Genomic DNA, 25,203 nt, shown 5'->3' with positions numbered 1-25,203 from the left:
CACTCCATTGTCTCCAAACCACGTAACAGTCACGCTAAACCGGAATGAAATCTAGGTGAATCGGTCGAGCACTAGGTAGGACGAGTAGACTCTGCAATCATGACTGAATCGACCATCCACGCATCCGATATCCAGCAGGCACAGGCACGTATCAGTTCCGAAATCGCGCCGACGCCGCTGCAGTATTGCCCCCGGCTTTCTGCGGAAACGGGCTGTGAGGTCTATTTAAAGCGCGAGGATCTCCAGGACGTGCGCTCGTATAAGATACGCGGCGCGCTCAATAGCATCTCCAGCTTGTCGCAGGAGGAGCGGGAGCGGGGCATCGTGACGGCATCGGCAGGCAACCATGCACAAGGCGTGGCCTATGCGTGCCGCACCATGGGGATTCCGGGCAAGATTTTCGTCCCGGAGCCCACGCCCATGCAAAAGCGCGACCGCATCCACGTGCACGGCGGAGACCAAGTGGAACTCGTAGTAGTGGGTGCCAACTTTGACGAGGCCGCGGCCGCCGCGCATGCCGATGCCGCCGAGCGCCACGCCACCTTCATCGAGCCCTTCGATGCCCGCGATACGATCATCGGCCAGGGCACCGTGGCCGCGGAGGTCTTGGCGCAGCTTTCGGCCAAGGGCGCCTCGGTCGATACCATCGTCGTGCCCGTCGGCGGCGGTGGGCTGATTTCTGGCATCACCTCCTATATGGCGGATATGGCACCGCACGCGAAGGTGGTGGGTGTGGAGCCGGAAGGGGCGGCATCGCTAAGAGCAGCCTTCCGCAATGGCGGGCCGGTGGCGCTAGAGAGCGTGGATCCGTTTGTCGACGGCGCGGCGGTCAAGCGCCTGGGCTCGCTGCCGTATGAGATTTTGGAGGCCAACCAATCGCGCCTGCACTGGGACACGGTCTCTGAGGGGGCGGTGTGCACGGACCTGCTCAACCTGTATCAAAATGAGGGTATTATCGCCGAGCCCGCCGGTGCGCTGTCCGTGGCCGGGCTGCAGCGGGTGCCGCTAGAACCGGGTTCGACGGTGGTCTGCGTGATTTCTGGGGGAAATAATGACGTGCTGCGCTACGCCGAAATCATGGAGCGCTCCCTGGTGCACCGCGGCCTGAAGCACTACTTCTTGGTCAATTTCCCGCAGGAACCGGGCCAGCTGCGCCACTTCCTATCTGAAATCCTGGGCCCCAGCGATGACATCACTCTTTTTGAGTACCTCAAGCGCAATAACCGCGAGACCGGTGCCGCGCTGGTGGGCATACAGCTAAGCCGCGCCGAGGACCTGGCGGGGCTGAAGGAGCGGATGGCCGAGTCCAAGATCTCGGTGCAGCACCTGCAGCCGAATACCCCCGAGTACGATTTCCTGGTGGCCTAATGCGCGATACGTATCGGCGCCCCACCGGCCAGGTGGAACACGAAAATGAGATCAAACGCTCGCGGTTTATTGCCCTGATCGGCCGGGTCACAAACGAGGAAGAAGCGCGGGCGTTTATCGATGCCGCCCGCCAGCGCTTTCCCGATGCCCGCCACCATTGCTCCGCCTATGTCTACCACGTCGACGACGCGAACCCAGTGGAACGTTCCTCCGATGATGGCGAGCCTTCCGGGACGGCCGGAAAACCCATGTTGGATGTGGTGAAAGGCTCTGGAATGCTTGATATTTGCGCGGTGGTCGTGCGCTACTTCGGCGGCATCAAGCTGGGCGCGGGCGGCCTCGTGCATGCCTATGGCGGGGCGGTCAGCGAGGCCATGGAGAAGGTCGAGGCGGTCACTCGGGCGCGCCGGGAGCTTTATACGGTGGAATGCCCGCACGCCACGGCCGGGCGCCTCGAAGCGGATTTGCGCGGGCGCGGCATCGATATCACCGATACCGAGTACGGTGCAGCCGTAACCTTTACCGTCGCCGTGCGCCCGGGTGGGCTCGATGCGCTCCAGGCGATGCTCGCCGCGCTTTCCCAAGGTGAAATCAGCGCGCGCGAAGCAGGTTCTGCTTGGGTTGAGGTAGGATCTGGGTCATGACTATGCAGCAGCGACCGAATAACCCCATTGCGCAGCGCAAGCAGCAGGTGCGCAAGCACTCCCGCAACGCCGTTATTTCCGTTGCCGGTGGCCTCGGCGCAGGAGTTGTTTTAGGTGTGCTATCTGCTAATTTGGCCGCTTGGATGGTTTTGGGCCTTATCATCGCCGTGGTGGGCGGCGGGTATAACTGGTTGAAGATCCGCAAAATCGTCAACGAGAACCACAATAATTATTAATGCCTACCCCGCAGCCAAGCGGCCGCCCCGTCCGCATTGATGCTTGGGTATGGGCGGTGCGCATGTTCAAAACCCGATCCGCCGCGGCCACCGCGGTGCGCGCCGGGCACGTGAAAATCAACGGTGAAGCGGTCAAACCCGCGCAACAAGTCGTGCCAGGCGATAGGGTGCGCGTGTGGCGCAACCACCACGAGCACGATTTGGAGGTGCTGGCTACCGTCGCCAAGCGCGTGGGCGCGCCGGTGGCGCGCACCTGCTATACCGATCACGCGCCTCCGCCACCGCCCAAGGAGTTCATGCCGTCCGTGCCGGTGCGCCCCCGCGGTGCGGGCCGGCCGACGAAGAAGGAACGCCGCGATATGGAAAAATTCCGCGGCGGGTTCCGCTAGGAATTAGCGCGCAGCGCCTTAAGGCGCGCGTTCAGGCGGCGCCGGCGGCCGGCGCGGTCGCCGGATTCAGCGGTGGCCTCGATATGCTGTTTGCCAAATTTATTGAGCAAGAGGTCATCGATAAGGCGCACTTGGCCGGGCCGAAAGCGATAGTGCATGGTGTCGTGGACGTGGGCAATGGCGTCATCGTCAAGCAGCTGCTCGAGCTGGTCCAAGGACCGGATATCGTTTTCCTCCAAGATTTCCGCGAGGAAGCGGTAGTGCTCCGAGCGCGAAAGTGGGAAGCGGTTGCCCAAAATGATGGCTAGGACGCCAGGCAGGGTTTCCGGAGTAAGCTCCACGTCCGTGTCCGTCTCCGTGCGCGGGGCCTTGAGCGCGGCGATTTCATCGAATTGCTGATCGGCTAGTTCGATGAGGCCGGCGGCCAGCGTAAAAAGGCGGTCGACCTCGGGCGAGGGCGGGGTAGGGCCCTGCTTATAGCGGATATCGTGCTCGAATTCCGCCCACGCGTGCTGCAGCACGGTGCGGATTTGCACCTCAAAGGTCCAACCCACGAAATCGGCGAGCTCTTCCATGGCCGCCGCGCTATCGTCCGTCACGGTGAGCACCAGGTGGTGGGAACCGTAGCCAAAACCGCCGGAAATGCGGGTCTCGGCCGCCTTATCTACAGAGCGCACGACCTTGAAGGACTCGCCCAGCACGTCTAGCGCATTGGGAATGGTGGTGGAGTGGTACAGCGTAACGCGCACGCCCATGACATCGTGGATATCGTCCCACGGGGTGGGGTAGATGAAATCGCCGCCCTCGCCCCGCTTCTTGGCCTTGCGTTTGAGCGAAGACCACGCCTTGACGCGCGTGGATACCCGGTCAAAGATGATGCCGGCGTCATTGAGTAGATCCTCGATGGCGGTGCGAAAATCCTCCGCCGCCGTGGGGTGGCTGCGGGTCCAGGCGTGGTACTGATTGCTCAGCCTCGACATCCTGCTTTCCGCCATGGTGCTCCTCTCATAATTCGCGGGGAAATCCGTTAGACCATACTAGCGGGCGCGAATGTAAAACGGTGCGATGGCGGGGAAGTTGTTCGGCGGCGGCGCGGGCGAGGTCGCGGGCATACTCATCGGGTAAGTGGGCGAAGACAAAAACCGTCGCGGAATCAGGCACCAGGTAGGTTAAAGAATGCGAGCGCATGAGGCGGCGCATGTGCTTATCCAGCACGGTGAAGGTTTCTGGGTGGGCCAACCACGAGGAAACCGGGGCGCCGTGGGAGCGAACTTGCAGGCCGCCATAGGGCGCTGCGGCCGGCAGGGCGCAGTGGGCCGGGCGCGTCCAAAAGCGCAGGCCCTGCGAGTCGAGCGCGGCGCGCTGCAGGTTATGCGAGGCGCAATTCCACGCCTGTCGGGCCGAAACATCGAGGTCCGCGAGGCCGCGGTGGCTAAGCCTGCGAAAAGTGCGCTGCCCGGGAAAGACCAGCGCCATCGACAAGTTGGGCGAAAGCTGGATGGTGGCAAGGGAGTCGCAAAAGCCGTCATCGGAAAGCCGCTGGTGCTTAATCCACGACCGAGCGAAGAGCGCCGGCAGCAAATTAGCGGTGGTGGGGCGGGGAGCGTCGAGCGTAAGGGTCATGGTGATTTCTCCAGGGTCGTGAGTATCCGCCCCTATTGGACTGGAGAAATGGCCGGGTGGTTCCCTGCGGGCTTAAAAAGGCGGCTCGGCGTCGAGCTCGAGTTCAGAAAAGAGCTGGGCACCGGACCACATGGTGATGTCCTGACCCTTTTTCTGCAGCTCTTCGGCGCGCTTTTCCTTGGAGGTCTTCTTCGCCCATTCGCCGACGACAAGCAGCGTGGTCTTCTTGGTGACGTTTTTGCCCACTTGCCCGCCGCGCTTGGCGATGCCCTGCCACAGCAGCCCCTTATCGTACGGCTCGAAATCGCCGGTCAGGGTGACGTGCTGGCCGTAGAGCGCGCCCTTTGGATCGGCATCGGGATTGGGATCTGGGATGGTATCCGGGGTGGCCACGGCCTGCCACGGCGCCCGGCCAGAAGACGAGGGCTTCTTGTTGGTTCCGGCGGAGCGAGTGGAATCGCGGAAATCGGTACCGGCGCCCAGATCGTCGCCGGAGGTGGGCGCGGTATGCGCGCGCAGGACCGGCAGGATGGCCGCGGACTCGAGCCGGCCGAGGCTAAACTCGCGGCTGGTGAAGAGATCGGTGATGCTTCCGGTATGCACGAAGCGCTGGGCCAACCCGGTGATGATGGTGCCGGCGGCACGGGCGTCCTCTGTGGCATCGTGGTGGGTAAAAGAGTCGCCGCCGAGGTGTTTCACCACGGTGGGAAGCTTGTGGTTGGCTACCGAGATAATACCTTGCTTGGACGCATCGCGGGACAAAGCGAGCGAGCAGGCCAACGGGACGGTGGGGACATCGGCGCCGGCGGCCAGCAATCCGGAGCGCAGCGCGGAAGAGTCGAACTGGACATTGTGCGCGACGATGACATCGCTGCCGATGAAATCAAAGAGCTCTGCGGCCGCTGTGGCAAAGGGCGTGGCCCCCTCGACATCGGCGGCGGTAATCCCATGGATGGAGATATTGATTTCTGCAAAGTGCTCCAAGCCTGGGGGAGGGGTGCACAGCCACGACTGGGACGCGGTTTCCTCGCCATCGCGGTAACGCACGGCACCGATCTGGCAGATGGAACCCCAATTATCATTGGCGGTTTCTACATCAACCGCGACGAAATCAAGCCCTGGGGTTTCCTCGTTAGTGGATGGGGTTGGGGCTTCCGCGGGTGTGTCGCCCTGTTGCGCCGCCTTAATGGCGCGCGCCACGCTGTGGGGATCTTGGTGCGGCGCGAAGGCAATGCTGCCGGCGCTGCCTAAGGACAAGGAACCAAAACCGGTGGCGGTGGGTCCGTGGACGCGCAGGTCATCGATGGTATCGAGCGCGATTTCTGCGGTGGCAGGAGCGCCTAAGCTGCGGGAGAGCAGGCTGCGGTGAAGCACGACTTTTTCCGCAGTGACATCGATGGATACGCCATGCGCGGGATACGACACGAAAATGGCCTTTCTTCTGAGGTGAGAATCTAAGGGGGAGGTGCTGCACAGAGATCGTACTCGCTTGTGCTTAGCAGAAATCCGCCGCGGGGGTGAAGCGTTTTAATCCGTCCCGCTGTGCTGCAATCCGGCATTGATAATACGCACGCCACGCACCAAATCGGCGCGGTAGTCCGCCGGGGTAGCTCCGCCGGTGGTTTCTAAAAGCTGGCGCTGGGATTGCTCGAGCAGCGTGGCGCCTAGGACGAGGTGCACGGCGGAAAGGGCGGCGGCCTTGCGGGCAGTATCATCGAAATCGGGGCAGGTGGCGGAGCTAAACTGTGCGACGAGGTGATCCCACGCCGTGGAATCCGGCTGGGAGAGGCCGGCGATGGCAACTTCCGCGCCATCGCGCCGGGCCAGGAGCAATTTGCGCAGGTGCAGGCTAATTTCTTCCAGCGTGGAACCGGCGACGGGGGCGATAATATCTTCGGCAAGAGCGGCGATGAGCGCCTGCTTATTGGCGATGTGCCAATACAGTGCGCCCGGGGCAACGCCGAGGGAGGAGGCGACGCGGCGCATGGTGACATCGGCAAGCCCATACGTATTCAATAGGGTCGTGGCGGCGTCGATGATGGCCTCGCGATGTAGTTGCACAGTGGAAATTGTACGTGTTTCGCCGCGCCAAGGAATAGCTCACAGGTACTTTTCAGACTGCAATAATGTCCCTTGCAAACTTGCATTGTTAAGATTGCGGGGACATAAGAACCCGTCGTGAGGCGGCTTCGCATTCGAAAGATTGATTCAGGAGCTCTCCCTTGTCCTTTTTGACCCCTGCTAAGAAGTCCCTTTTTGCGGTCGCTATGGTTGCCCCGCTTGCCTTAGCTGCATGCAGCTCAAATGACGAGGACGATTCGACGAAGACCACGTCGTCTTCGTCTGCTTCCTCGTCCTCTGAGACCTCCGCGAAGGAATCGGCGAAAAAGTCTGAGGACAAAGACGCAGATAAGGATAAAAAGAAGGAAAAGGAAGAAAAGGACAAGAAAAAGGCCGCCGAGGAGCCTAAGGAGAAGGGCGAAGAAGGCGGCAATGAGGGCACCAACGCGAACCCCATTGAGAATGAGGACGATCCCTTCGCCAACGCCCAGGACATCAAGCCCATTGAAGGTGGGCAAGAAGCAAGCGATGGCGATAAGCAGGCCATTGAGCAGTTGGTGCGCGGGCAGCATGAGATTGACAATGTTAAGGACTACTTTGGATACATGCCTGCCCACGCCTGCAAGGCCGTGCGCGAAGGCGAGTCCGGGGATTTCCAGCAGTACCTCAACTACGTCGATAGCCTGCCCAACCAGTCCTTTGCGGAATACGCAAACTCCATGCGCCAGCAAAGCCAGGGCAATGCCAAGATCAACGAGTTCGCCGACCAGCTAGAGGCCATCCCTACCTCCACCAAGCTGGAATCGATCAATGACGTTGTGGTCAATGGCGATGATGCCTCTGCTACCGTGAGCGTGTCGAACTCGGACGGTACCGATACCTCCACCGTTCGTTTCCGCCGCGAGGACGGTAACTGGACCTTCTGTAACTAAAATGTCTTCCCGCCAAGCTCGCTTGCCCCGCACACTCGGTTTCGGTGCGGGGCTCCTCGCGTGTTCCCTGTTCGTTTTCGGCATCTGTGGCGCGCTCTGGGGGTTTATGCGCCCTACGATGACCGGCCATGCTGTCGACGGTGGCGGCTACGCCATTGAAGCCGCGGGCAACGCGCAATTCGTCGCATTTATGACCTTTGCACTCGTCACGGGTTTCTTGGGGCTGTGCCTCGGACTGGCCGCATTCGCGCAGCGTCGCGGGCGTGGTCTCACGATGCTGCTGTGGGTAGGGCTGTGCGCGCTTACCGGTGCCGCTTCCTTCTACGTCTTTGGTGGCATCACCGCAACGCACCCGCCGGAGAACCCCGGGGACGTCGTGGAATTTGCGCCGAACTTTTCTCCCGCCGTGGCCTGGGTGGTAGCCCCATTTTTGGCCATGTTTTCCTATTGGTGCACCGCGTTTATTAGCTCCGACGCGGACTGGGAGACGGCTGGCAAAGAGGCCAGTGCGCAAAGGGAAGTAGTTACGCCCACTTGACCGGGGAGCTGCCACAGAATTCCCGCGCGATGTCATCGATTGCGTGCAGGATCGCATCGAGGCTCTGGCTTAAAACCCGCAGCAGCTGGCCTTGGTGAAGGCCCGCCCCGGTCAGGGTCGGCACATCGACGTGGACGTGGAGGCCGTCGTCGCTGGCGCGGCAGTAGGCCGTGGCGCTGTGGTTTGCCCGGTTCCAGTCATTGCAGATCAAAAACAAACGGGTGAATTCGTCCTCATCCGCATTCAGGTCCCACCGGCCTGTGATGATGAGGCTTGGCCCAGAGTCGAGGGTGAAGGTGCAGGCGATGGAGTTGACGAGGGCAAATAGGCAGATTTCACCATCGCTATGGAAGCGGTCGATCCCTATCTGCGGCAGAGCGGTCGCGAGGAAATCCAGGGTGACCGCGGGCGGGGAAGCGGCATCGTCTTGAGCTAGCAACAGCTCTGGTTCTTGGGCCAGGGCCGGAAATTCGCGCGTCGCCACGCTAATGAGCACCTCTGCGCCGCGGAGCGCGGCGGGCACAAAAGCGGCCAATTGATCGTGCGTTGGTGCAGTTCCAGTGCTGAAGTGGCTCTGCCCACACAGCACCAGCGACCCCTCCTCGTCATAGTCCAGCACGGCGGTGGGGTAGAGGCAATCGGCATTCCAACTGGTGATAAATCGGGACAGCGCGGCGGCCTCGCCCAAGTCAACCGCGCCGCGCAGAGTGGTGTGCAGGTGGACAACCACATCGTCGGTCTGCGACACAAAGACCAGCGTGGACCCCGCCTGCCCATGGGAAATGACGAGTTCTCCAGTTGATAGCGCCCAATAGGAAAAATCAAGCTTGCGGACGATGGCGCGCAGGTGCCGCTCAAGACTGGTGGATTCAAATTCGATCATCATGCACCGCACACTCGCCTTCGCTGGAAGTTGATTTTGAGTCTATCGCCCAAGAGGGTGTCCCCGCGGCGCTTTGGGCGATAGTATATTGGTTTGTCTACAGATATAGCCCACGGTGATCAACCAGAAAGTGAGCCAGGAATGCTTCGAACCATCGATCTCCGCGGTCAACAGCTTCGCCCCGCCACGCTGCGCCGCGTCCTTCCGCGCGGCGGCACCGATGTGAATTCCGTCATGGGGACCGTCGTGCCGATGGTCAATAAGGTGCGCGACGAAGGCGTCCAGGCGGCGTTGGATTATGGGGAGCAATTCGATGGGGTGCGCCCGCCGTCCCTGCGCGTCCACCAGGCCGAACTGCAGCGGGCCGCCGACGAGCTTGATCCCCAGGTGCGCGCGGCCATCGAGGCCTCCATTGAAAGGGTGCGCCGCGTGCATGCGGACCAAAAGCCGGAGTCGCACACCACGCAGCTGGCCGCCGGCGCCACCGTGACCGAGGTATTCCGCCCCATCGAGCGTGTTGGCCTCTACGTGCCCGGCGGCAAGGCGGTCTACCCGTCTTCTGTCATCATGAATACCGTGCCCGCGCAAGAGGCCGGCGCCTCCAGCCTGGTGGTTGCCTCCCCGCCGCAAAAGGAGCACGGCGGCCTGCCACACCCTACGGTCTTGGCAACGTGCCACATGCTGGGCGTGGAGGAAGTCTGGGCCGTCGGCGGGGGTCAGGCGGTAGCGCTTTTGGCCTACGGAGATGCGGAAGAAGGCGTAGAGCCCGTGGACATGATTACCGGGCCGGGCAATATCTTTGTCGCCGCGGCCAAAAGGGCGGTGCGCGGGGTGGTAGGCACCGATGCGGAGGCCGGCCCGACCGAAATCGCCATCTTGGCGGATGAGACCGCGAACCCCGTCTACGTGGCCTACGATCTCATCTCCCAGGCAGAGCATGATCCGATGGCGGCAAGTGTGTTAATTACGGCATCGGAAAGCGTGGCCCAGCAGGTGCAGCAGGAGGTCGAGCGCCGCTATACGGCAACGGAGAACTCCGCCCGCGCCGCCGAGGCACTTACCGGCGAGCAATCCGGCATCGTTCTGGTGGATTCCGTGGACGCTGGCATCGCCGTGGCGAATGCGTATGCCGCCGAGCACCTAGAAATCCACACCGCGGATGCGCGCGCCGTGGCAGAGCGCATCAACCACGCCGGAGCCATTTTCGTCGGCGCGTATTCCCCGGTGCCCTTGGGGGACTATTCGGCCGGTTCCAACCACGTGCTGCCCACCTCGGGCACGGCGCGGTTTTCCGCGGGGCTTTCCACCCACACCTTCCTCCGGCCGGTCAACCTCATCGATTATGACCGCGGCGCCCTGGAAGAAATCGCCCCCAACGTCATCGCCTTTGCCAATGCCGAGCGCCTTCCCGCCCACGGGGAGGCCATCCGCGCCCGATTCGAGGAGAAATAAATGGCCCAGCTACATGACCTACCGCTGCGCGAGGAATTGCGCGGCGAGACCGCTTATGGCGCCCCGCAGCTGCGGGTGGCCTACCAGCTCAATACCAACGAAAATCCTTTCCCGCCTTCGCCCGCGCTTGTCGATGCCCTCGTGGACGAGGTCCGCCGCTGCGCCAGCTCGCTCAACCGCTACCCAGAGCGCGATGCGGTCGAGCTGCGCACCGAACTAGCGCGCTACGTTTCGCAGCAAACCGGCGTGGATGTCACCTACGAGCAGGTCTGGGCAGCCAACGGCTCCAATGAGATCCTGCAGCAGCTGTTGCAGGCCTTCGGCGGGCCCGGGCGCAGCGTGCTGGGATTTACGCCGTCGTATTCCATGCACCCGATCCTGTCAGCCGGAACCCACACCCGGTTTATCGAGTGCCCGCGCGATGAGAACTTCGCCATCGATATGGACCGCGCCTTAGCGGCGGTGGCCGAGCACCAGCCCGACGTCATCTTTGTTACTACCCCGAATAACCCCACCGGCGGGGTAACCAGCTTGGAGGATATCGCCGCGCTTATCGATGCCGCCCCCGGCATCGTCATCGTCGACGAAGCCTACGCCGAGTTTTCTGACTCGCCGTCCGCGACGAGCCTTTTGGAAAAATACCCCACCAAGCTCGTGGTTTCGCGCACGATGTCGAAGGCCTTCGACTTTGCCGGCGGGCGGCTCGGCTACTTCGTGGCGGATCCGGCCTTCGTGGAGGCCATCATGCTGGTGCGCCTGCCATATCACCTATCCGTCTTATCCCAGGCCGCGGCCACTGTGGCCCTGCGCCACAGCGCAGATACCCTCGCCACCGTGGAAACCATCGCCGCCGAACGCGACATGGTGGCAGGTCGCCTGCGCGAGATGGGCTATACCGTCATGCCGAGCGAATCGAATTTCCTTTTCTTTGGCAATTTTGCGGATCAACACCGCGTGTGGGAGCAGTTCCTGGATGAAGAGGTGCTCATCCGCGATGTAGGGATCGACGGGTATTTGCGCGTGACCATCGGCCTGCCAGAAGAAAATGCGGCCTTTCTGGCTGCGGCGGAAAAGCTAGCGACTACAGTAGGAGCGGATACTTCAAAGGAGTGATTTATGACAAACCGTGTGGGGCGTGCCCAAAGAGCTACATCGGAATCGGACATCACCGTTTCCATCGACCTTGACGGCACTGGGAAAAGCGACATTTCCACTGGACTGCCGTTCTTTGACCATATGCTTACCGCATTTGCCACACACGGGCTCTTTGACCTGCAGGTTAAGGCCACCGGTGACGTGGAGGTAGACGCCCACCACACCGTGGAAGATACCGCCATCGTATTAGGCCAGGCCCTGCGGGAAGCAGTGGGGGATAAGGCCGGGATCCGCCGCTTCGGCTCCCAATTGCTGCCCATGGATGAAGCACTGGTAGAGGCGGTAGTGGACTTTTCGGGCCGCGCGTACTTTGTGATGAATGGCGAACCGGAACACCTGCAGTGGCAGGTCATCGGCGGGCACTATGCCACGGTGATTAACCGCCACTTCTTCGAATCCTTGGCCACGCACGCAGCCATTACCCTGCACGTCAACGTACGCTACGGCCGCGATCCGCACCATGTGACCGAGGCGGAATACAAGGCGGTAGCCCGCGCGCTGCGCGCTGCCGTGGACCACGATCCGCGCCAGACCGGCATCCCTTCAACGAAGGGAGCCCTGTAGCCCGTGCAGTTTATGATCCTCATCCTGTTTTTGGTGGCAGGCCTCTTGGTAGGAGGAGCCTGGTCCGCGTATCAGCAGGACTCGAAGTTTTTTACGGTCGTCGCCGCGCTTTTAGCCGTTATCACCGCGGCCGCGGCCATTGCCTGGATGGTTGGAGGCTTTAGTAAATGAGCGAATCTCAAGAGACCAATATTTGGAAGGTCCCCGGCTATACGCCGACGATGGTAGCCATCGCCGCCGCCTTTGGCGCCTGGTCCATCCTGCTTCCCGTGGTGCCGCTTGCCGTCATTGACTCCGGCGGTTCCGCGACCCTGGCTGGTGGATCCACTGGTATCTTCATGGCCTTTACGGTTGCCACGCAGATCGTATCGCCGTGGCTATTGCGCCGCTGGGGCTACAGGCGCGTGATGGCGCTGTCCGCGTTTACCTTGGGTGTGCCGGCCTTCGGCCACCTGCTGGGCACCGACGCCTGGATCGTCTTGCTATTTTCCGCCCTGCGCGGGGTGGGCTTTGGTGCCCTCACCGTGTCCGAATCCGCGCTCATTGCAGAGCTCTCCCCGGTGCGCCTGCTGGGCAAGGCCACCGGTATGATTGGTGTATTTACAGGCTTGGGGCAGATGATCTTCTTGCCGCTCGGCCTGTTCATGGCCGATTCGCTAGGATACGCCTCTACTTATATCACCGCCGGTCTGATCGGCTTCTTGGGTTTTGCTATGTGTCTGCGCATTCCCAAGATCAAGGTCACCTTGGCCGAGGATAACGATGAAGAAGTCAATATCATCCGTGTTCCTACCTGGAAGCTGGTGCTGGTCCCGGCCTTGGCCTTGACCACGTTTTCTATGAGCTACGGTGCCATTTCCTCGTTCTTGTCCCCTGCGATGCAGGAGCTCGATGCCGCAAGGGGTGCCAGCCTCGCCGGCATCATGCTGTCCATCGTGGGCGGCGCGGCGATGATCTTCCGGTACTTCGCCGGCGTGGTGGCAGACCGCACTGGGACCCCAGGCAGCTTGTACATTCCGAGCCAGATCATGGCGATCATCGGCGTCGGGACGATTTCGCTCACCCTATTTATGGAAAGCTCCATCTGGTGGCTGGTGCTCGGCGCGGTTCTATTCGGCGGTGCCTTCGGTATCGCGCAAAACGAGGCCTTGCTATCCATGTTTGACCGGTTGCCCCGCGAGCGGGTCTCGGAGGCCTCGGCCATTTGGAATATTTTCTACGATAGCGGCACCGGTCTGGGCTCGACCCTGCTCGGCGCCATGGTGGCGGGCTACGGCTACGACGGCGCCTTCGGAGCTGGGGTTGCGATCCTCATCGCCGGTTTGCTGCTCACCACGGCGGACTTCATCTTGGGCCGGACCCGCGTGAGCGAGACCAACGATATCCGCACCCGTTTGCGTCGAATGCGTAAGGTATAGCCCATGACAAAATCTGTGGTGTTATTGGACTACGGCGCGGGCAATATTCGCTCCGCCCAGCGTGCCCTCGAGCGCGTCGGGGCGGAGGTCACCGTCACGGCGGATCCTTATCAGGCCCTCGAGGCAGACGGGCTGCTGGTTCCCGGCGTGGGCGCGTTCGATGCCTGCATGGCAGGGCTGAAGGCCGTGAATGGGCCGAGGGTCATCGGCCAGCGCCTGGCAGGAGAGCGGCCGGTCATGGGTATTTGTGTGGGAATGCAGGTGCTTTTCGATGCCGGCGTTGAGCACGGCATCCACTCCACAGGCTGCGGCGAATGGCCGGGTACGGTCGAACGCCTGCAGTCCGACGTGTTGCCGCATATGGGCTGGTATACCGTTGAGATGCCGGATGGCAGCGCCATGTTTGCCGGGCTTAACGCCGATGAGCGGTTTTATTTCGTGCATTCCTACGGCGTTCGCCGCTGGGAATTGGAAACCGTCATTACCCGCCCGCCGCTGGTGAGCTGGTCCACGCACGCTGGTGATTCTTTCGTGGCGGCGGTGGAAAATGGCGCGCTGTGGGCCACGCAATTCCACCCCGAAAAATCCGGGGATGCGGGCGCGCAGCTATTGGAAAACTGGATGCACACGCTCTAGGTAGGATGAGACCATGACTTTTACGCTTTTGCCCGCAGTCGATGTCGCCGGCGGCAAGGCCGTGCGCTTGGATCAGGGAGAGGCCGGCACCGAAAAGGTCTACGGCGCCCCGCGGGATGCAGCCCTTGAATGGCAGCGCCAGGGCGCCCAGTGGCTGCACTTTGTTGACCTCGATGCCGCCTTTAATCGCGGTTCCAACCACGAGCAGATGGCGGGGATTACCCAAGAACTTGGCATTAATGTCGAGCTGACCGGTGGCATTCGCGATGATGCCGGGGTAGAGCGCGCGCTGGCTACCGGCGCGAATCGCATCAATATTGGCACCGCCGCCTTAGAAAACCCAGAGTGGATAGAAAAAATCCTTGGGCACTACGGCGAAAAGGTCGCCGTGGATTTGGCGGTGCGCTTAGAAGATGGTGAATGGCGCACGAAGGGCAACGGCTGGGTCTCCGACGGCGGGGATCTCTGGGAGGAGCTCGAGCGCCTCGATGCCGCAGGGTGCCAGCGCTTCGTGGTTACGGACGTGTCCAAGGACGGGACGCTGACCGGGCCCAATGTGGAATTATTGCGCGAGGTAGCAATGGCAACCGATGCCAAGGTGACCGCCTCCGGTGGCATTTCCTCCCTGGCGGATCTCACCGAGCTGGCCCGGTATCAAAATGAGGGCATCGATTCGGCGATCATCGGCAAGGCGCTGTATGAGGGAAATTTCAGCCTGGAGGAGGCGCTAGCTGCGGTGGCAGAGGTAGATCCGCTGCCCGCAGAGGTGCCCATCGATCCTTATGACCCCGAGGAAGAGTAAGCGATGATGGATCCGCGCGAGTTGGTGGCCTTCGCGGAGGCGGCCGTTGACCAGGTCGAGCCCATCTTTCGGTCCGGCATCGGGGCGCCGCCGGCCCACTTTAAAAGCCGGGGCGATTTCGCCACAGAGGTGGACTTGGCCATCGAAAAGCAGCTGCGCGATATCTTGCAGCAGATGACCGGCATCCCGGTGTACGGGGAAGAATCCGGCGGTAGTATCCACGACACCGTGTGGGTTGTCGATCCGATCGATGGGACCGCAAATTATTCCGCGGGCAATCCCATGGCCGGCATCTTGGTGGCCTTGGTCCACGAGGGCCAGACTGTTGCGGCCATCTCAGATTTTCCCCTCTTGGGCAGGCGCTTGGTGGCCAGCGACGGCTCGCCGCTGCGCTCTGTGGGTGGGCCGTCCGGCGGTTTCGGTGGCGGGGAAGAGTCCCCAGAATTCGATGATGCCCGTGGGCACGTGGGGTGTTTTTCCAACCTTCCCACTGCGGCATTCCACGAACTGCGAGAATCCGGCTTGCGCCCGCGCATCACAGGCTCGGTGGGACTAGATAATGCCTTCGTGGCCCAGGGCGTCTTTGACGGTGCCGTGAATTTCTCGCCGCACCCGTGGGATAACGCGGCGGGAGCGCTCCTTATCAAGGCGGCCGGGGGCATCGTCACGGATCCGGAGGGTAATCCGTGGACCGTGCAGTCGCGGGGTATGGTCTCTGGTACCCCGCAGGTGCACGAGACAATCCTGGAAATCCTATCTCACCACTCAAATTAACCCTGACCGACTTGTGAAGGAGTAAGCCCCGCATGGCTGTAGCCGTACGCATAATCCCGTGCCTTGATGTGGATCAAGGCCGCGTAGTCAAGGGCGTGAATTTTGCGCACCTGCGCGATGCAGGAGACCCAGTGGAATTGGCCGCGCGCTATGAGGAATTGGGCGCAGACGAACTGACTTTCCTCGATGTCTCCGCGTCCAAGCATGGCCGGTCCACCATGCTCGATGTGGTACGCCGCACCGCCGATCAAGTCTTTATTCCGCTGACCGTGGGCGGGGGAGTGCGCAGCGTTGACGATGTCCGCGAGCTCCTGCGCACCGGCGCGGATAAGGTATCGGTCAATACCGCCGCGATAGGCAATCCCGGCCTGCTGCGCGAATTGGCGGAAGTCTTTGGCTCGCAGTGTATCGTCTTATCCGTGGACGCGCGGCGCACCGACGCGGCGCACGCACCGTCGGGGTTCGAAGTTACGACACACGGCGGGACGACATCGGCTGGCATCGATGCAGTGGAATGGGCCCGGACTGGCGCCGAGCTGGGTGTGGGGGAGATCCTTTTAAACTCCATGGATGCAGATGGCACGAAGGCCGGATTCGACCTCGAACTTCTGCGCGCGGTGCGGGAAACGGTGAATATTCCCGTCATTGCCTCCGGCGGAGCGGGCGCAGCAGCGGACTTTCCACCCGCCGTTGAAGCAGGTGCCGATGCTGTCCTAGCAGCCAGCATTTTCCACTTTGGGGAGGTAGAAATTGGCGAGGTTAAAAAGGTCTTGGCAGATGCCGGAAACGAGGTGCGCCGATGAGCAATCCCGCAGACTATGAGCTAGACCCACAGATTGCTGCGCTACTCAAGCGCAATGAGCAAGGGCTCGTGCCAGCTATTGCCCAGGCCGATTCCGGCGAAGTGCTGATGCTTGCCTGGATGGATGACCATGCGCTTGCCCACACGCTGGCCACGCGCAAGGGAACCTACTTTTCGCGCTCGCGCGGCGAGTATTGGATTAAGGGCGAGACCTCAGGACATACGCAGGAGGTACTCGGTGTGCGCCTTGATTGCGATGGCGATACCATCTTGCTGACCGTGCGGCAGCGCGGCGCCGCGTGCCACACCGGTGACCGGACATGCTTCGATGCGAAAGTTCTTTTAGGGGATGATTCCTAATGACGAGGCGACTTGGCCCGCTTTTTATTGCGGTGGGCACGGCGGTGCTGTGGTTTTCTTCCCGTAGCACTTGGGTAAAAGCGGTAAGCGAGGACGATAAATCGGGCTCGGCAACCAATGAGATCGTGGGTTCCGCGTGGTCCCTAGAACTGATGGCATTGACGCTGGTCCTCCTCGCCGGGGTGCTCGCGGGCCTAGCGCTGCGCCGAACAGGGCGGCGCATCGTGGCCATTGTGTGCGCCCTCGCCGCGGCAGGCGCCGCGTGGAGCCCTATTAGTTTGCTGACCAGCGGCGCTGATGCCGAGCGCGCGCAAAAAATATTGCAGGGCGCGTCCGCAAATGAAAACGCGGTGGATTCTGCCGCAATTTCTGATTGGGCTACCGTCATTTCCACGGAGGCCACCAAGCTGGGCCCCATTGTCGCCATTATCGGGGCCGCGCTGGCATTTTTCGGCGCCGTACTCTTGGCCCAGAACCCGGGCAAGGACAAGGTCAAGGCGTCGAGCAAATACGAAACCCCTGCCGCCCGCCAAGAAAAGCTGGCGGAAGATTTGGAGACCTCATCCGATTCCGGCCGCGTGATGTGGGATGCGCTCGATAGCGATATCGACCCGACCGATGTGGGCCGTAAATAGCCCCGTTCGCGCAGCACAATTTCCGGAAACGCCCCGAATAGCGTTAATCTAAGTGTGATTTTAATCGCGCTTGGAGGGAGGTGCTCATGCCCACACCCATAGCCGTCGATCACCTGGTCGCTGGGGTGCTAGAGGATGTCGCCGCGCGCGAAGCACGCGTTTCCTTCCAAGATATCAAGGCGCGCTCCCGGGACATGGAGCCTCCCCGCGATGCCCGCGCGGCGCTTTTAAAACCAGGTTGTTCGGTCATTACGGAGCTGAAGCGCGCCGTTCCTTATACCGGGGAAATCGCCCACGTGGGCTCGGCCGAGCAGATGGCCGAATGGGCGCGCACCTTTGAGGACTGCGGCGTGCATTTGATGGCCTGCCAGACGGATACGCGGCGCTTTAACGGATCGCTTGAGGATATGGCGGCCGCGCGCGCTGCCATCGATATCCCGATGATGGCGCGCGACCTTATCGTGGACCCGTACCAGATTCATGAGGCTCGCTGTTTTGGCGCCGATGCGATCCCACTGCAGGTCGAGCTTTTAGAGCAAGCCCGATTGGAAGCCCTCTTGGACCGGGCGGAATCATTAGGGATGACCGCCATCGTGGAGGTGCGAACCTGCGGGGAGGTCAACCGCGCCATCAAAGCCGGCAGCAGCGTCATTGCGATCAATGCGTGGTCCCTTGCCTCCGATGAGATCAACCGGGAGGCCTTCAATGATATTGCCCCGGGCCTGCCGGAATCCCTCCTGCGCATCGCCGTGGGTGGGGTGAATAATGCCCGCAATCTCTTCCACTATGCCTCCCGCGGGGCGGATGCGGTATTGGTCGGTGAATCCGTCATGGCGGCTCAGGATCCAACCGCCTTGGCACGCTCCCTGGTGGCCGCGGGCCAGCACCCGGCGTGCCCGTCGCGTAAAAGTTCCTAGGAAAGTGACCCCAAACTAGCTCAAGGGTACGCCGATAAGGCACACTATCAACGTGCATACTCAGAATCTTGCAAATATCCCCTCCCCGCCGCAGGGCGTGGTGTGGCATCTTGGCTCCATTCCAATCCATGCGTATGCGCTGTGCATCATCGCCGGCATCCTCGTGGGCATGTGGATGACGCTGCGGCGATACACAGCCCGGGGCGGCAATCCCGATACGGTGTGGGATGCGACCATCGTCGTCATCCCCGCCGGTATCGTGGGCGGCCGACTCTATCACGTCATCACGGATCATCAGAAGTACTTCTGTGATACCTGCAACCCAGCCGACGCCCTCAAGGTCACCAATGGCGGCCTTGGCATCTGGGGTGCGGTTGCCTTAAGCGCCGTAGCGCTGTGGGTGATGTTTCGAATCAAGAAGATTCCGCTTGCACCGTTCGCGGACGCGGTGGCGCCTGGCCTCATCCTTGCCCAGGGCATCGGCCGGTTGGGAAACTGGTTTAATCAGGAGCTCTACGGCCGGCCGACCGACGTTCCGTGGGCGCTGGATATTTACTACCGCGTCGATGAGGCCGGGGAGTACGCGCCGGTTTCCGGGCATTCTACTGGCGAGGTCATCGCTTCGGTGCACCCGACGTATTTATATGAGCTCATCTGGAACGTGCTGGTGTGCCTGTTCCTTCTGTGGGCGCACAAGGCATGGAAGCTGGGGCGCGGCCGGGTATTTGCCCTCTACGTCGTGGGCTACACCCTGGGCCGCTTCTTCATCGAAGGCATGCGTTCAGACGAAGCCACCCATATCTTCGGCGTCCGCGTAAACCTCATCGTCTCCGCCGTTGTCTTTATCGCAGGTCTCATCGTCTTTTTCTTGCTGGACAGGCAGCGCAAGGGCCCCGAAACGCCAGAGGAAGTTGACCCGCGTTACTACCGCGAGCAGGCGGAAAACGGCGGCGAGGGTGACGAGAAACGCGTGGCAGCCACGCATGCTAACGGCACCTCGGGCACTGCTACCGGCCGGAAATGACCGGTTATGTGTGTTCGTGTCCGATTGCCGTAGTTAAGGCGCCAAAAAATTGTGGCCTGTCGGCGCGCGAGGGAGTAGGTTGGGGGTTGTTCAATTTCCCCGATGGAATAGGCCAATAATGCTGGATAGAAGAACCAAAATTGTCTGTACTCTCGGCCCTGCGGTAGCTAGTGGGGACGGAATTTTGCGCCTTGTAGAAGACGGCATGAACGTCGCGCGCCTCAACATGTCGCACGGCGAGCATGCGGACCACGAGGCCAATTACAAGTGGGTCCGCGAAGCCACCGAAAAGACCGGCCGGAACGTCGGTATCCTGGCCGATCTTCAGGGCCCCAAGATCCGTCTCGGCCGGTTTAAGAACGGCGAAGAGCAGTGGGATAACGGCGAGATCGTCCGCATCACCGTGGACGATGTCGAAGGCACCCACGACCGCGTATCCACCACCTACAAGGGCTTGGCACAAGATGCGAAGCCCGGCGATCGCTTGCTTATCGATGACGGCAAGGTCGCCGTCGTCTGCAAGGAAGTAGACGGCAATGACGTGGTGTGCGAGGTTACCGAGGGCGGCCCCGTATCCAATAACAAGGGCGTCTCCCTGCCCGGCATGAGCATTTCTGTGCCGGCCCTGTCTGAGAAGGACATCGAAGACCTGCGCTTTGCCCTGCAGCTCGGCGTGGACTACATCGCACTGTCCTTCGTGCGTTCGCCTGCCGATGTCGACAAGGTCCACGAGATCATGGACGAGGAAGGTCGCCGCGTGCCGGTCATCGCTAAGCTGGAAAAGCCCGAGGCCGTCGATGCCCTCGAGTCCATCATCTTGGCCTTCGACGCCGTGATGATTGCCCGCGGTGACTTGGGCGTTGAGGTTCCGCTGGAAGAGGTGCCACTCTTCCAGAAGCGTGCTATCCAGATTTCCCGCGAGAACGCCAAGCCGGTCATCGTGGCCACCCAGATGCTGGATTCCATGATCGAAAACTCCCGCCCGACCCGCGCGGAGGCGTCCGACGTGGCCAACGCCGTGCTCGACGGTGCCGATGCGGTGATGCTGTCTGGCGAGACCTCCGTGGGTGCGGATCCGCACAACGTGGTGCGGACCATGTCGCGCATCGTCAAGCGCTCCGAGACCGATGGCCAGGTCCCGCCGCTGGCGCACGTCCCGCGCACCAAGCGCGGCGTGATGTCCTATTCCGCCCGCGATATTGCAGAGCGCCTGAACGCGAAGGCTATCGTTGCCTTCACCTCCTCCGGTGATACCGCAAAGCGCGTCGCCCGCCTGCACTCTGACCTGCCGCTTCTGGTATTTACCCCGGACCAGGACGTGCGCGCCCAGCTGGCGCTTACCTGGGGTGCAGAGACCTTCTTGAGCCCCGACGTCAAGTCCACGGATGAGATGATGGAGGCCATCGATAAGTACCTGCTGGACTTGGACGAGTACGACGAGAATGACTTGGTCGTCGTCGTTGCAGGCACCCCTCCGGGAATCTCCGGCAATACCAACATGATTCAGTGCCACATTTTGGGAGAGACCATCAAGGACTAGCGCACTGAAAAATCCGCCGCGCCTCCACACTCCATTGAGCAAAGGGGGACGCGGCGGATTTTTATGCCAAGATGAGCCGGGGTTAAGCGCCCAGGTACGCCAGCACCGCCGCTTGGGCGGCCTGGGTGGAGGCCTTGACCGTCGGCTCATACTCCGGCAGGAAGTTGGCCTGGTGATTGACCGGGGGATCGGCCAACTCGGCATCTGGGGTGCACCCTACGTGCCAAAAGACGTACGGCACGCCCCATGCCTGCGGCAGGTAACAAAAATCTTCGGAAGCGGTCGAGGGCGAGGCCGTAACGGATGCTTCCCCGAAGGTGGCCGCAAAGACCTCGTCGATGGGCGAATACGCGGCGGCGTCATTATCGGTGACCTCGCCGTGCGCGTAGTACTCGAAGGTGGGCTCCTTCTCGCAGCCGGAGGCCATGCATTCTGCCTTCACCATGCGCTCTAGGGAGGCGTAGACCTTTTCCGCCAGGGCTGGATCATAAAAGCGCGTATTGAGCACGAGCTCGGCGGAATCCGGGATGATGTTGTTTTTATCGCCGGAATGCAGCTCGCCCACGGAGATGACGAAAAATTCGTGCGGGGCTACCTCGCGGCCCACGATGGCCTGGAGCCGGGTAACGATCATCGCCGCGGTATAAGTCGGGTCGATGGAATTATGCGGCATGGAGGCGTGGGCGGACTTGCCAAAGATGCGTATGCGCAGGGAATCGCAGCCGGCCATGATGGGGCCTGCGGTATGGCGAACGGTGCCGGCGCGGCCAGGCATGATGTGTTGGCCTAAGCAAATATCGGGGCGCGGCACGCGCTCGGTAAGGTTATCGGCGATCATGTATTTCGCGCCCATGGATGATTCCTCCGCTGGCTGGAACAGGGCGAGGAAGGTGCCGGACCAGGTATCGCGGGAGGCATCGAGAAGCGCACAGGCACCGAGTAGGGCCGTGGTGTGCATATCGTGCCCGCAGGCGTGCATGTAGTCATTGGTCGAGGAATACGCCACGCCGGTGGCCTCCTTGACCGGCAGGGCATCGAAATCGGCGCGCATGAGCGCGGTGGGGCCATCGCCATTGCGGAAAATGGCGACCATGCCATGCCCGCCAATGTTTTCTTCTACCTCGCAATCAAACTCCGCTAACTTGGCGCGGATGCGCGCCGCGGTGCGTTCCTCCTCGTGGGAAAGCTCGGGGTGGCGGTGCAGATCTTCGTAAAAATCCCGCTGCCACGCCAGGTCAGTATCCGCAGAGTGGACCATGGAAGCGATGTTTGTGGAATAAGACATAGTTTTCATCCCTTTGGTTAGGGTAGGGTCAGCTATATGCCGACTATTCAATTCGATGTATTGGTTCCAGATGAGCAAGCGGACCGCGTGGAGGAAATTTTCACCACTGCCACCGATAAGCTGGTAGCGGGCGGATCGCTTACCTCCGCCGAGGTTACTCGCCCGGCAGATCCCCAGTTCCCTGAGGGCTTGGAGGAGCAGCTGCAGCAAAATTACCGTGATGAACATGAAGAGCGCGATTTAGAAGGCGCCCACGCCCATCGCTATAACATCGCGGTGGAGGGGGCAACCGGCTCCGTGAACCAGCTGGCTATGGTGCTGTCGCGTTTGCTCACGCCGCACGCCGTATTGCCCAAGGATCACGTGCTGCTGGAGGATGAGTTGGCGCATGAACGCCCCGCCATCTTTCCGTGGACGGTCGAGATTCGCCCTTAGCCCAGCTGCTTGACGATGTCCCGGGCAGCCCTAGCCAGCTGCTCCGGCATCCCACCTTCTTGATCTAGCTCCGCGGTGACGTGCTCGGTGTCCTGGTTGATGGCCCCGGCAACGATGCCGACGGGGGTAGAAGACTCCGCCGCCAGGTCCGCGACGGTGCCGACGACCTTGCCGGTTAAGGATTGCTCGTCAAATGCGCCTTCGCCGGTGATGACGAGGTCAGCCTGAGAAATGGCCTCGGCGAGTCCGAGGGCCTTGGCCACATGTGCCCCGCCAGAGACGACGCGGGCGTGCTCATCGGTGCCCCATAGGGTGCGCGAAAGCCAGGTAAGGCCGATGGGGATGCCGCCTGCCGCACCGGTAAATTCCGCCTCCGGATCCGTGCCGGTGACCTTGCACAATTGGAGGAGGGCGCCTGCAAGCAAGGCAATCTGTTCGCCCTCTGCGCCTTTTTGAGGTCCGTACATGGTGGCTGCCTGCATAGCCTTAGCCCGGGTATCGGCCAAGAGCGTGAAATCAACCATGCCCGCTTTGATATTTAATTGCGCGGTATCGATGGAATCGAGCTGCACCAATGGGGCGCCGCCCTTGGGCAGGGCATAGCCGCGTGCATCGTGGGCGGCGGCGCCGAGGGCCGCAAGGATGCCCATGCCACCGTCGATGCTGGCCGTGCCACCAAGGCCGAGCACGATGGAGGTGGCGCCGCGGGATTGGGCATCGGCAAGCAGCACGCCCGTGCCATAAGAATCCGCGTGGAGGGGATCGAGCGCGTCGCGGACCGCGGGCAGCCCGGTGGCGGCGGCGACGTCGATGAAGGCCGTGTGCCCAGCGAGGAAATACTGCGCCTCGGTCAAACGCCCCACCGCATCCGTGGTGGGAAGGGTAATGGTCTGGGTTTCTTGCCCGCCCGCCGCGGCGGCCTGGGCCAACACCTGGGCGGTGCCTTCGCCGCCATCGGCCATGGGCAAGGTGGTGACGGTGGCGGTGGGGTAGTGCTGGCGAATTCCGTTGGCGATTCCGGCTGCGGCTTCCGTGGCAGAAGCGGTACCTTTAAAAGAGTCAGGCGCGACGACAATATGCATGCCCGCGATTATAAAGCCCGCGACCCGCACTGCGGCTTTCTGCTAGGAATCCGAACGCTCTACAGAAAATATTTATCTTTATTGTCGCAGGTGAACGTGGGTAATTGGGGGACTGAGAAATAATTGTACTTGCATTATCGGTAGATTGATAGGAAACTAGTTCCTGCTAGTCAAACTCCACGAGAATGGGATTTATACACTATGTCTGTTGATAGCCAGATTTCTGAGTACTACAACAAGCTACTCAAGCGTAACGCCGGTGAACCGGAATTCCACCAGGCGGTGTCCGAGGTGCTGGATTCGCTCAAGATCGTCCTGGATAAGGACCCACACTACGCAGACTACGGTCTGGTTGAGCGCCTGTGCGAACCGGAGCGCCAGCTCATCTTCCGCGTCCCATGGGTTGATGACAACGGCGAGGTGCAGGTCAACCGCGGCTTCCGTGTGCAGTTCAACTCCGCGCTCGGACCGTACAAGGGTGGCCTGCGTTTCCACCCCTCGGTAAACCTGGGCATTATTAAGTTCTTGGGCTTTGAGCAGATCTTTAAAAACTCCCTGACCGGCCTGCCCATCGGTGGCGGCAAGGGTGGCTCCGACTTTGACCCGAAGGGCAAGTCCGAGCAGGAAGTTATGCGCTTCTGCCAGTCCTTCATGACCGAGCTGCACCGCCACATCGGCGAGTACCGCGACGTTCCTGCCGGCGATATCGGCGTCGGCGGCCGCGAAATCGGCTTCCTCTTCGGCCAGTTCCGCCGCCTGACCACCCAGCACGAGTCCGGCGTCCTGACCGGCAAGGGCCTGACCTGGGGCGGTTCCTTGGTACGTACCGAGGCCACCGGTTTCGGTGCCGTTTACATCACCGAAGAAATGATGAAGACCCACGGCGAGTCCTTCGACGGCGCCAAGGTCATCGTGTCCGGCTCCGGTAACGTTGCCATCTACGCCGCCGCAAAGGCACAGGAACTCGGCGCTACCGTGGTTGCCATGTCTGACTCCTCCGGCTACATCACCACCCCGAACGGCGTGGACGTTGACCTGCTTCGCGATGTCAAGGAAGTGCGCCGCGAGCGCATCTCCACCTACGCCAAGGAAGCTGGCAACGGCGTGGAGTTCCACGAGGGCGGCAATATCTGGGATGTCCAGGCTGATGTTGCACTGCCGTGTGCAACCCAGAACGAGCTCGACGGCGAATCCGCCAAGAAGCTCGTCGAGGGCGGCGTGCGCTACGTTGCAGAGGGCGCTAACATGCCGTCTACCCCGGATGCGGTGCACGTATTCCAGGACTCCAAGATCAACTTCGCACCCGGCAAGGCTGCCAACGCCGGTGGTGTGGCAACCTCCGCACTGGAGATGCAGCAGAACGCATCCCGCGACTCCTGGTCCTTCGAGTACACCGATGACCGCCTGCGCGGCATCATGAGCAACATCTTCAAGAACATCGACAACACGGCCAAGGAATACGACCGTGAAGGCGACTACGTGGCTGGCTCCAATATCGCCGGCTTCAAGAAGGTGGCTGACGCCATGCTGGCACAGGGCGTTATCTAAACTCCCCTTCATTCACGGCTCCCCATTTCCCCGCACCCGCGGGGAGACGGGGAGCTTTTGCATTGCTGCGATGGCACGGCAGCTGTATGCGCCAGTGCCG

General features: G+C 61.5%; 29 protein-coding genes. 22 read left to right on the top strand and 7 right to left on the bottom strand.

Annotated elements, in window-relative coordinates; genetic code table 11:
* Positions 1-99: 99 nt before the first annotated feature.
* Genes ilvA through ACLI1O_RS07875 form a run of 4 tightly spaced genes read left to right on the top strand, consistent with a single transcriptional unit; the run spans position 100 to position 2,637 of the window.
* Positions 100-1,368 (top strand): threonine ammonia-lyase IlvA, encoded by a 1,269-nt coding sequence (gene ilvA / locus ACLI1O_RS07890; RefSeq protein WP_239269966.1) that lies wholly within the window; start codon positions 100-102, stop codon positions 1,366-1,368.
* Positions 1,368-2,012, top strand: a complete 645-nt coding sequence (locus tag ACLI1O_RS07885) for a YigZ family protein (protein ID WP_239269967.1) — start codon at positions 1,368-1,370, stop codon at positions 2,010-2,012. The genes ilvA and ACLI1O_RS07885 overlap by 1 nt, the downstream gene beginning before the upstream one ends.
* Positions 2,009-2,248: a hypothetical protein gene (locus tag ACLI1O_RS07880; protein WP_005278507.1), complete on the top strand. Its 240-nt coding sequence runs from the start codon at positions 2,009-2,011 to the stop codon at positions 2,246-2,248. Before ACLI1O_RS07885 ends, ACLI1O_RS07880 begins: the two co-directional genes overlap by 4 nt.
* Positions 2,248-2,637, top strand: coding sequence for an RNA-binding S4 domain-containing protein (locus ACLI1O_RS07875; protein WP_005283779.1), 390 nt, complete (start codon positions 2,248-2,250; stop codon positions 2,635-2,637). The genes ACLI1O_RS07880 and ACLI1O_RS07875 overlap by 1 nt, the downstream gene beginning before the upstream one ends.
* Here ACLI1O_RS07875 and ACLI1O_RS07870 read toward each other — a convergent pair.
* The 4 genes from ACLI1O_RS07870 to ACLI1O_RS07855 all read right to left on the bottom strand — a co-directional run bounded on the left by ACLI1O_RS07870 (position 2,634) and on the right by ACLI1O_RS07855 (position 6,321).
* Positions 2,634-3,632 carry a GTP pyrophosphokinase family protein gene (locus ACLI1O_RS07870; RefSeq protein WP_239269968.1) on the bottom strand — a complete coding sequence of 333 codons (999 nt, stop codon included), beginning with the start codon at positions 3,630-3,632 and terminating at the stop codon, positions 2,634-2,636. The genes ACLI1O_RS07875 and ACLI1O_RS07870 overlap by 4 nt on opposite strands.
* A gap of 10 nt (positions 3,633-3,642) precedes the next feature.
* Positions 3,643-4,260: a hypothetical protein gene (locus ACLI1O_RS07865; protein ID WP_239269969.1), complete on the bottom strand. Its 618-nt coding sequence runs from the start codon at positions 4,258-4,260 to the stop codon at positions 3,643-3,645.
* A 72-nt stretch (positions 4,261-4,332) separates the two neighbouring features.
* Positions 4,333-5,685 carry an exonuclease domain-containing protein gene (locus tag ACLI1O_RS07860; RefSeq protein WP_239269970.1) on the bottom strand — a complete coding sequence of 451 codons (1,353 nt, stop codon included), beginning with the start codon at positions 5,683-5,685 and terminating at the stop codon, positions 4,333-4,335.
* A gap of 102 nt (positions 5,686-5,787) precedes the next feature.
* On the bottom strand, positions 5,788-6,321 hold the full coding sequence (locus tag ACLI1O_RS07855) for a TetR family transcriptional regulator (RefSeq protein ID WP_239269971.1): 534 nt from the start codon (positions 6,319-6,321) through the stop codon (positions 5,788-5,790).
* Positions 6,322-6,482: 161 nt separating this feature from the next.
* Between ACLI1O_RS07855 and ACLI1O_RS07850 the strand changes: the two genes are divergently transcribed.
* Positions 6,483-7,253 carry a hypothetical protein gene (locus tag ACLI1O_RS07850; protein ID WP_239269972.1) on the top strand — a complete coding sequence of 257 codons (771 nt, stop codon included), beginning with the start codon at positions 6,483-6,485 and terminating at the stop codon, positions 7,251-7,253.
* Positions 7,254-7,359: 106 nt separating this feature from the next.
* On the top strand, positions 7,360-7,791 hold the full coding sequence (locus ACLI1O_RS07845; protein ID WP_411706798.1) for a hypothetical protein: 432 nt from the start codon (positions 7,360-7,362) through the stop codon (positions 7,789-7,791).
* Here ACLI1O_RS07845 and ACLI1O_RS07840 read toward each other — a convergent pair.
* Positions 7,778-8,677: a YbjN domain-containing protein gene (locus ACLI1O_RS07840; protein ID WP_239269974.1), complete on the bottom strand. Its 900-nt coding sequence runs from the start codon at positions 8,675-8,677 to the stop codon at positions 7,778-7,780. The genes ACLI1O_RS07845 and ACLI1O_RS07840 overlap by 14 nt on opposite strands.
* Positions 8,678-8,815: 138 nt before the next feature.
* Here ACLI1O_RS07840 and hisD point away from each other — a divergent pair, with 138 nt between their 5' ends.
* From hisD to pyk, 14 genes are all read left to right on the top strand, one after another.
* Positions 8,816-10,126, top strand: coding sequence for a histidinol dehydrogenase (gene hisD / locus ACLI1O_RS07835; protein ID WP_239269975.1), 1,311 nt, complete (start codon positions 8,816-8,818; stop codon positions 10,124-10,126).
* Complete coding sequence (locus tag ACLI1O_RS07830) at positions 10,127-11,239, top strand: histidinol-phosphate transaminase (RefSeq protein WP_239269976.1); 1,113 nt, start codon at positions 10,127-10,129, stop codon at positions 11,237-11,239.
* Between the two features lie 3 nt (positions 11,240-11,242).
* Positions 11,243-11,845 (top strand): imidazoleglycerol-phosphate dehydratase HisB, encoded by a 603-nt coding sequence (gene hisB / locus ACLI1O_RS07825; RefSeq protein ID WP_239269977.1) that lies wholly within the window; start codon positions 11,243-11,245, stop codon positions 11,843-11,845.
* Positions 11,846-11,848: 3 nt separating this feature from the next.
* A complete protein-coding gene (locus ACLI1O_RS07820; protein ID WP_172596685.1) occupies positions 11,849-12,016 on the top strand; it encodes a hypothetical protein in 168 nt (55 codons plus the stop codon).
* Positions 12,013-13,263, top strand: coding sequence for an MFS transporter (locus ACLI1O_RS07815; protein ID WP_284849578.1), 1,251 nt, complete (start codon positions 12,013-12,015; stop codon positions 13,261-13,263). The genes ACLI1O_RS07820 and ACLI1O_RS07815 overlap by 4 nt, the downstream gene beginning before the upstream one ends.
* A gap of 3 nt (positions 13,264-13,266) precedes the next feature.
* On the top strand, positions 13,267-13,899 hold the full coding sequence (hisH, locus tag ACLI1O_RS07810; RefSeq protein ID WP_411706797.1) for an imidazole glycerol phosphate synthase subunit HisH: 633 nt from the start codon (positions 13,267-13,269) through the stop codon (positions 13,897-13,899).
* Between the two features lie 13 nt (positions 13,900-13,912).
* On the top strand, positions 13,913-14,701 hold the full coding sequence (gene priA / locus ACLI1O_RS07805) for a bifunctional 1-(5-phosphoribosyl)-5-((5-phosphoribosylamino)methylideneamino)imidazole-4-carboxamide isomerase/phosphoribosylanthranilate isomerase PriA (protein WP_239269980.1): 789 nt from the start codon (positions 13,913-13,915) through the stop codon (positions 14,699-14,701).
* Positions 14,702-14,704: 3 nt separating this feature from the next.
* Positions 14,705-15,475, top strand: coding sequence for an inositol monophosphatase family protein (locus ACLI1O_RS07800; protein WP_239269981.1), 771 nt, complete (start codon positions 14,705-14,707; stop codon positions 15,473-15,475).
* 32 nt (positions 15,476-15,507) lie between these two features.
* Positions 15,508-16,278 carry an imidazole glycerol phosphate synthase subunit HisF gene (gene hisF, locus ACLI1O_RS07795; protein WP_239269982.1) on the top strand — a complete coding sequence of 257 codons (771 nt, stop codon included), beginning with the start codon at positions 15,508-15,510 and terminating at the stop codon, positions 16,276-16,278.
* Complete coding sequence (gene hisI / locus ACLI1O_RS07790) at positions 16,275-16,637, top strand: phosphoribosyl-AMP cyclohydrolase (protein ID WP_023022973.1); 363 nt, start codon at positions 16,275-16,277, stop codon at positions 16,635-16,637. Before hisF ends, hisI begins: the two co-directional genes overlap by 4 nt.
* Positions 16,637-17,272: a TIGR02234 family membrane protein gene (locus ACLI1O_RS07785; RefSeq protein WP_239269983.1), complete on the top strand. Its 636-nt coding sequence runs from the start codon at positions 16,637-16,639 to the stop codon at positions 17,270-17,272. Before hisI ends, ACLI1O_RS07785 begins: the two co-directional genes overlap by 1 nt.
* A gap of 86 nt (positions 17,273-17,358) precedes the next feature.
* The gene (locus ACLI1O_RS07780; protein ID WP_239269984.1) at positions 17,359-18,189 is read left to right on the top strand and encodes an indole-3-glycerol phosphate synthase TrpC; all 831 of its coding nucleotides are present in this window, start codon (positions 17,359-17,361) and stop codon (positions 18,187-18,189) included.
* Between the two features lie 52 nt (positions 18,190-18,241).
* Positions 18,242-19,213, top strand: coding sequence for a prolipoprotein diacylglyceryl transferase (gene lgt / locus ACLI1O_RS07775; RefSeq protein ID WP_239269985.1), 972 nt, complete (start codon positions 18,242-18,244; stop codon positions 19,211-19,213).
* Positions 19,214-19,334: 121 nt separating this feature from the next.
* Positions 19,335-20,753, top strand: a complete 1,419-nt coding sequence (pyk, locus tag ACLI1O_RS07770; RefSeq protein WP_175279200.1) for a pyruvate kinase — start codon at positions 19,335-19,337, stop codon at positions 20,751-20,753.
* Between the two features lie 82 nt (positions 20,754-20,835).
* On the opposite strand, the gene ACLI1O_RS07765 is transcribed toward pyk, so the two are convergent.
* Positions 20,836-22,038 (bottom strand): amidohydrolase, encoded by a 1,203-nt coding sequence (locus ACLI1O_RS07765; protein ID WP_239269986.1) that lies wholly within the window; start codon positions 22,036-22,038, stop codon positions 20,836-20,838.
* Positions 22,039-22,074: 36 nt separating this feature from the next.
* On the opposite strand from ACLI1O_RS07765, the gene ACLI1O_RS07760 reads away from it, so the two are divergent.
* Complete coding sequence (locus tag ACLI1O_RS07760; protein ID WP_239269987.1) at positions 22,075-22,473, top strand: hypothetical protein; 399 nt, start codon at positions 22,075-22,077, stop codon at positions 22,471-22,473.
* Here the strand turns inward: ACLI1O_RS07760 and ACLI1O_RS07755 are convergent.
* A complete protein-coding gene (locus ACLI1O_RS07755) occupies positions 22,470-23,555 on the bottom strand; it encodes a glycerate kinase (protein ID WP_239269988.1) in 1,086 nt (361 codons plus the stop codon). The two genes, ACLI1O_RS07760 and ACLI1O_RS07755, sit on opposite strands and share 4 nt — an antisense overlap.
* Before the next feature lie 201 nt (positions 23,556-23,756).
* Here ACLI1O_RS07755 and gdhA point away from each other — a divergent pair, with 201 nt between their 5' ends.
* Positions 23,757-25,103: an NADP-specific glutamate dehydrogenase gene (gene gdhA, locus ACLI1O_RS07750; RefSeq protein WP_239269989.1), complete on the top strand. Its 1,347-nt coding sequence runs from the start codon at positions 23,757-23,759 to the stop codon at positions 25,101-25,103.
* The last annotated feature ends 100 nt before the right edge of the window (positions 25,104-25,203 follow it).

The sequence above is a fragment of the Corynebacterium sp. LaCa78 genome, from assembly GCF_046717505.1.
GTDB lineage: Bacteria > Actinomycetota > Actinomycetes > Mycobacteriales > Mycobacteriaceae > Corynebacterium.
This window is presented reverse-complemented; position numbering and strand designations above follow the sequence as displayed.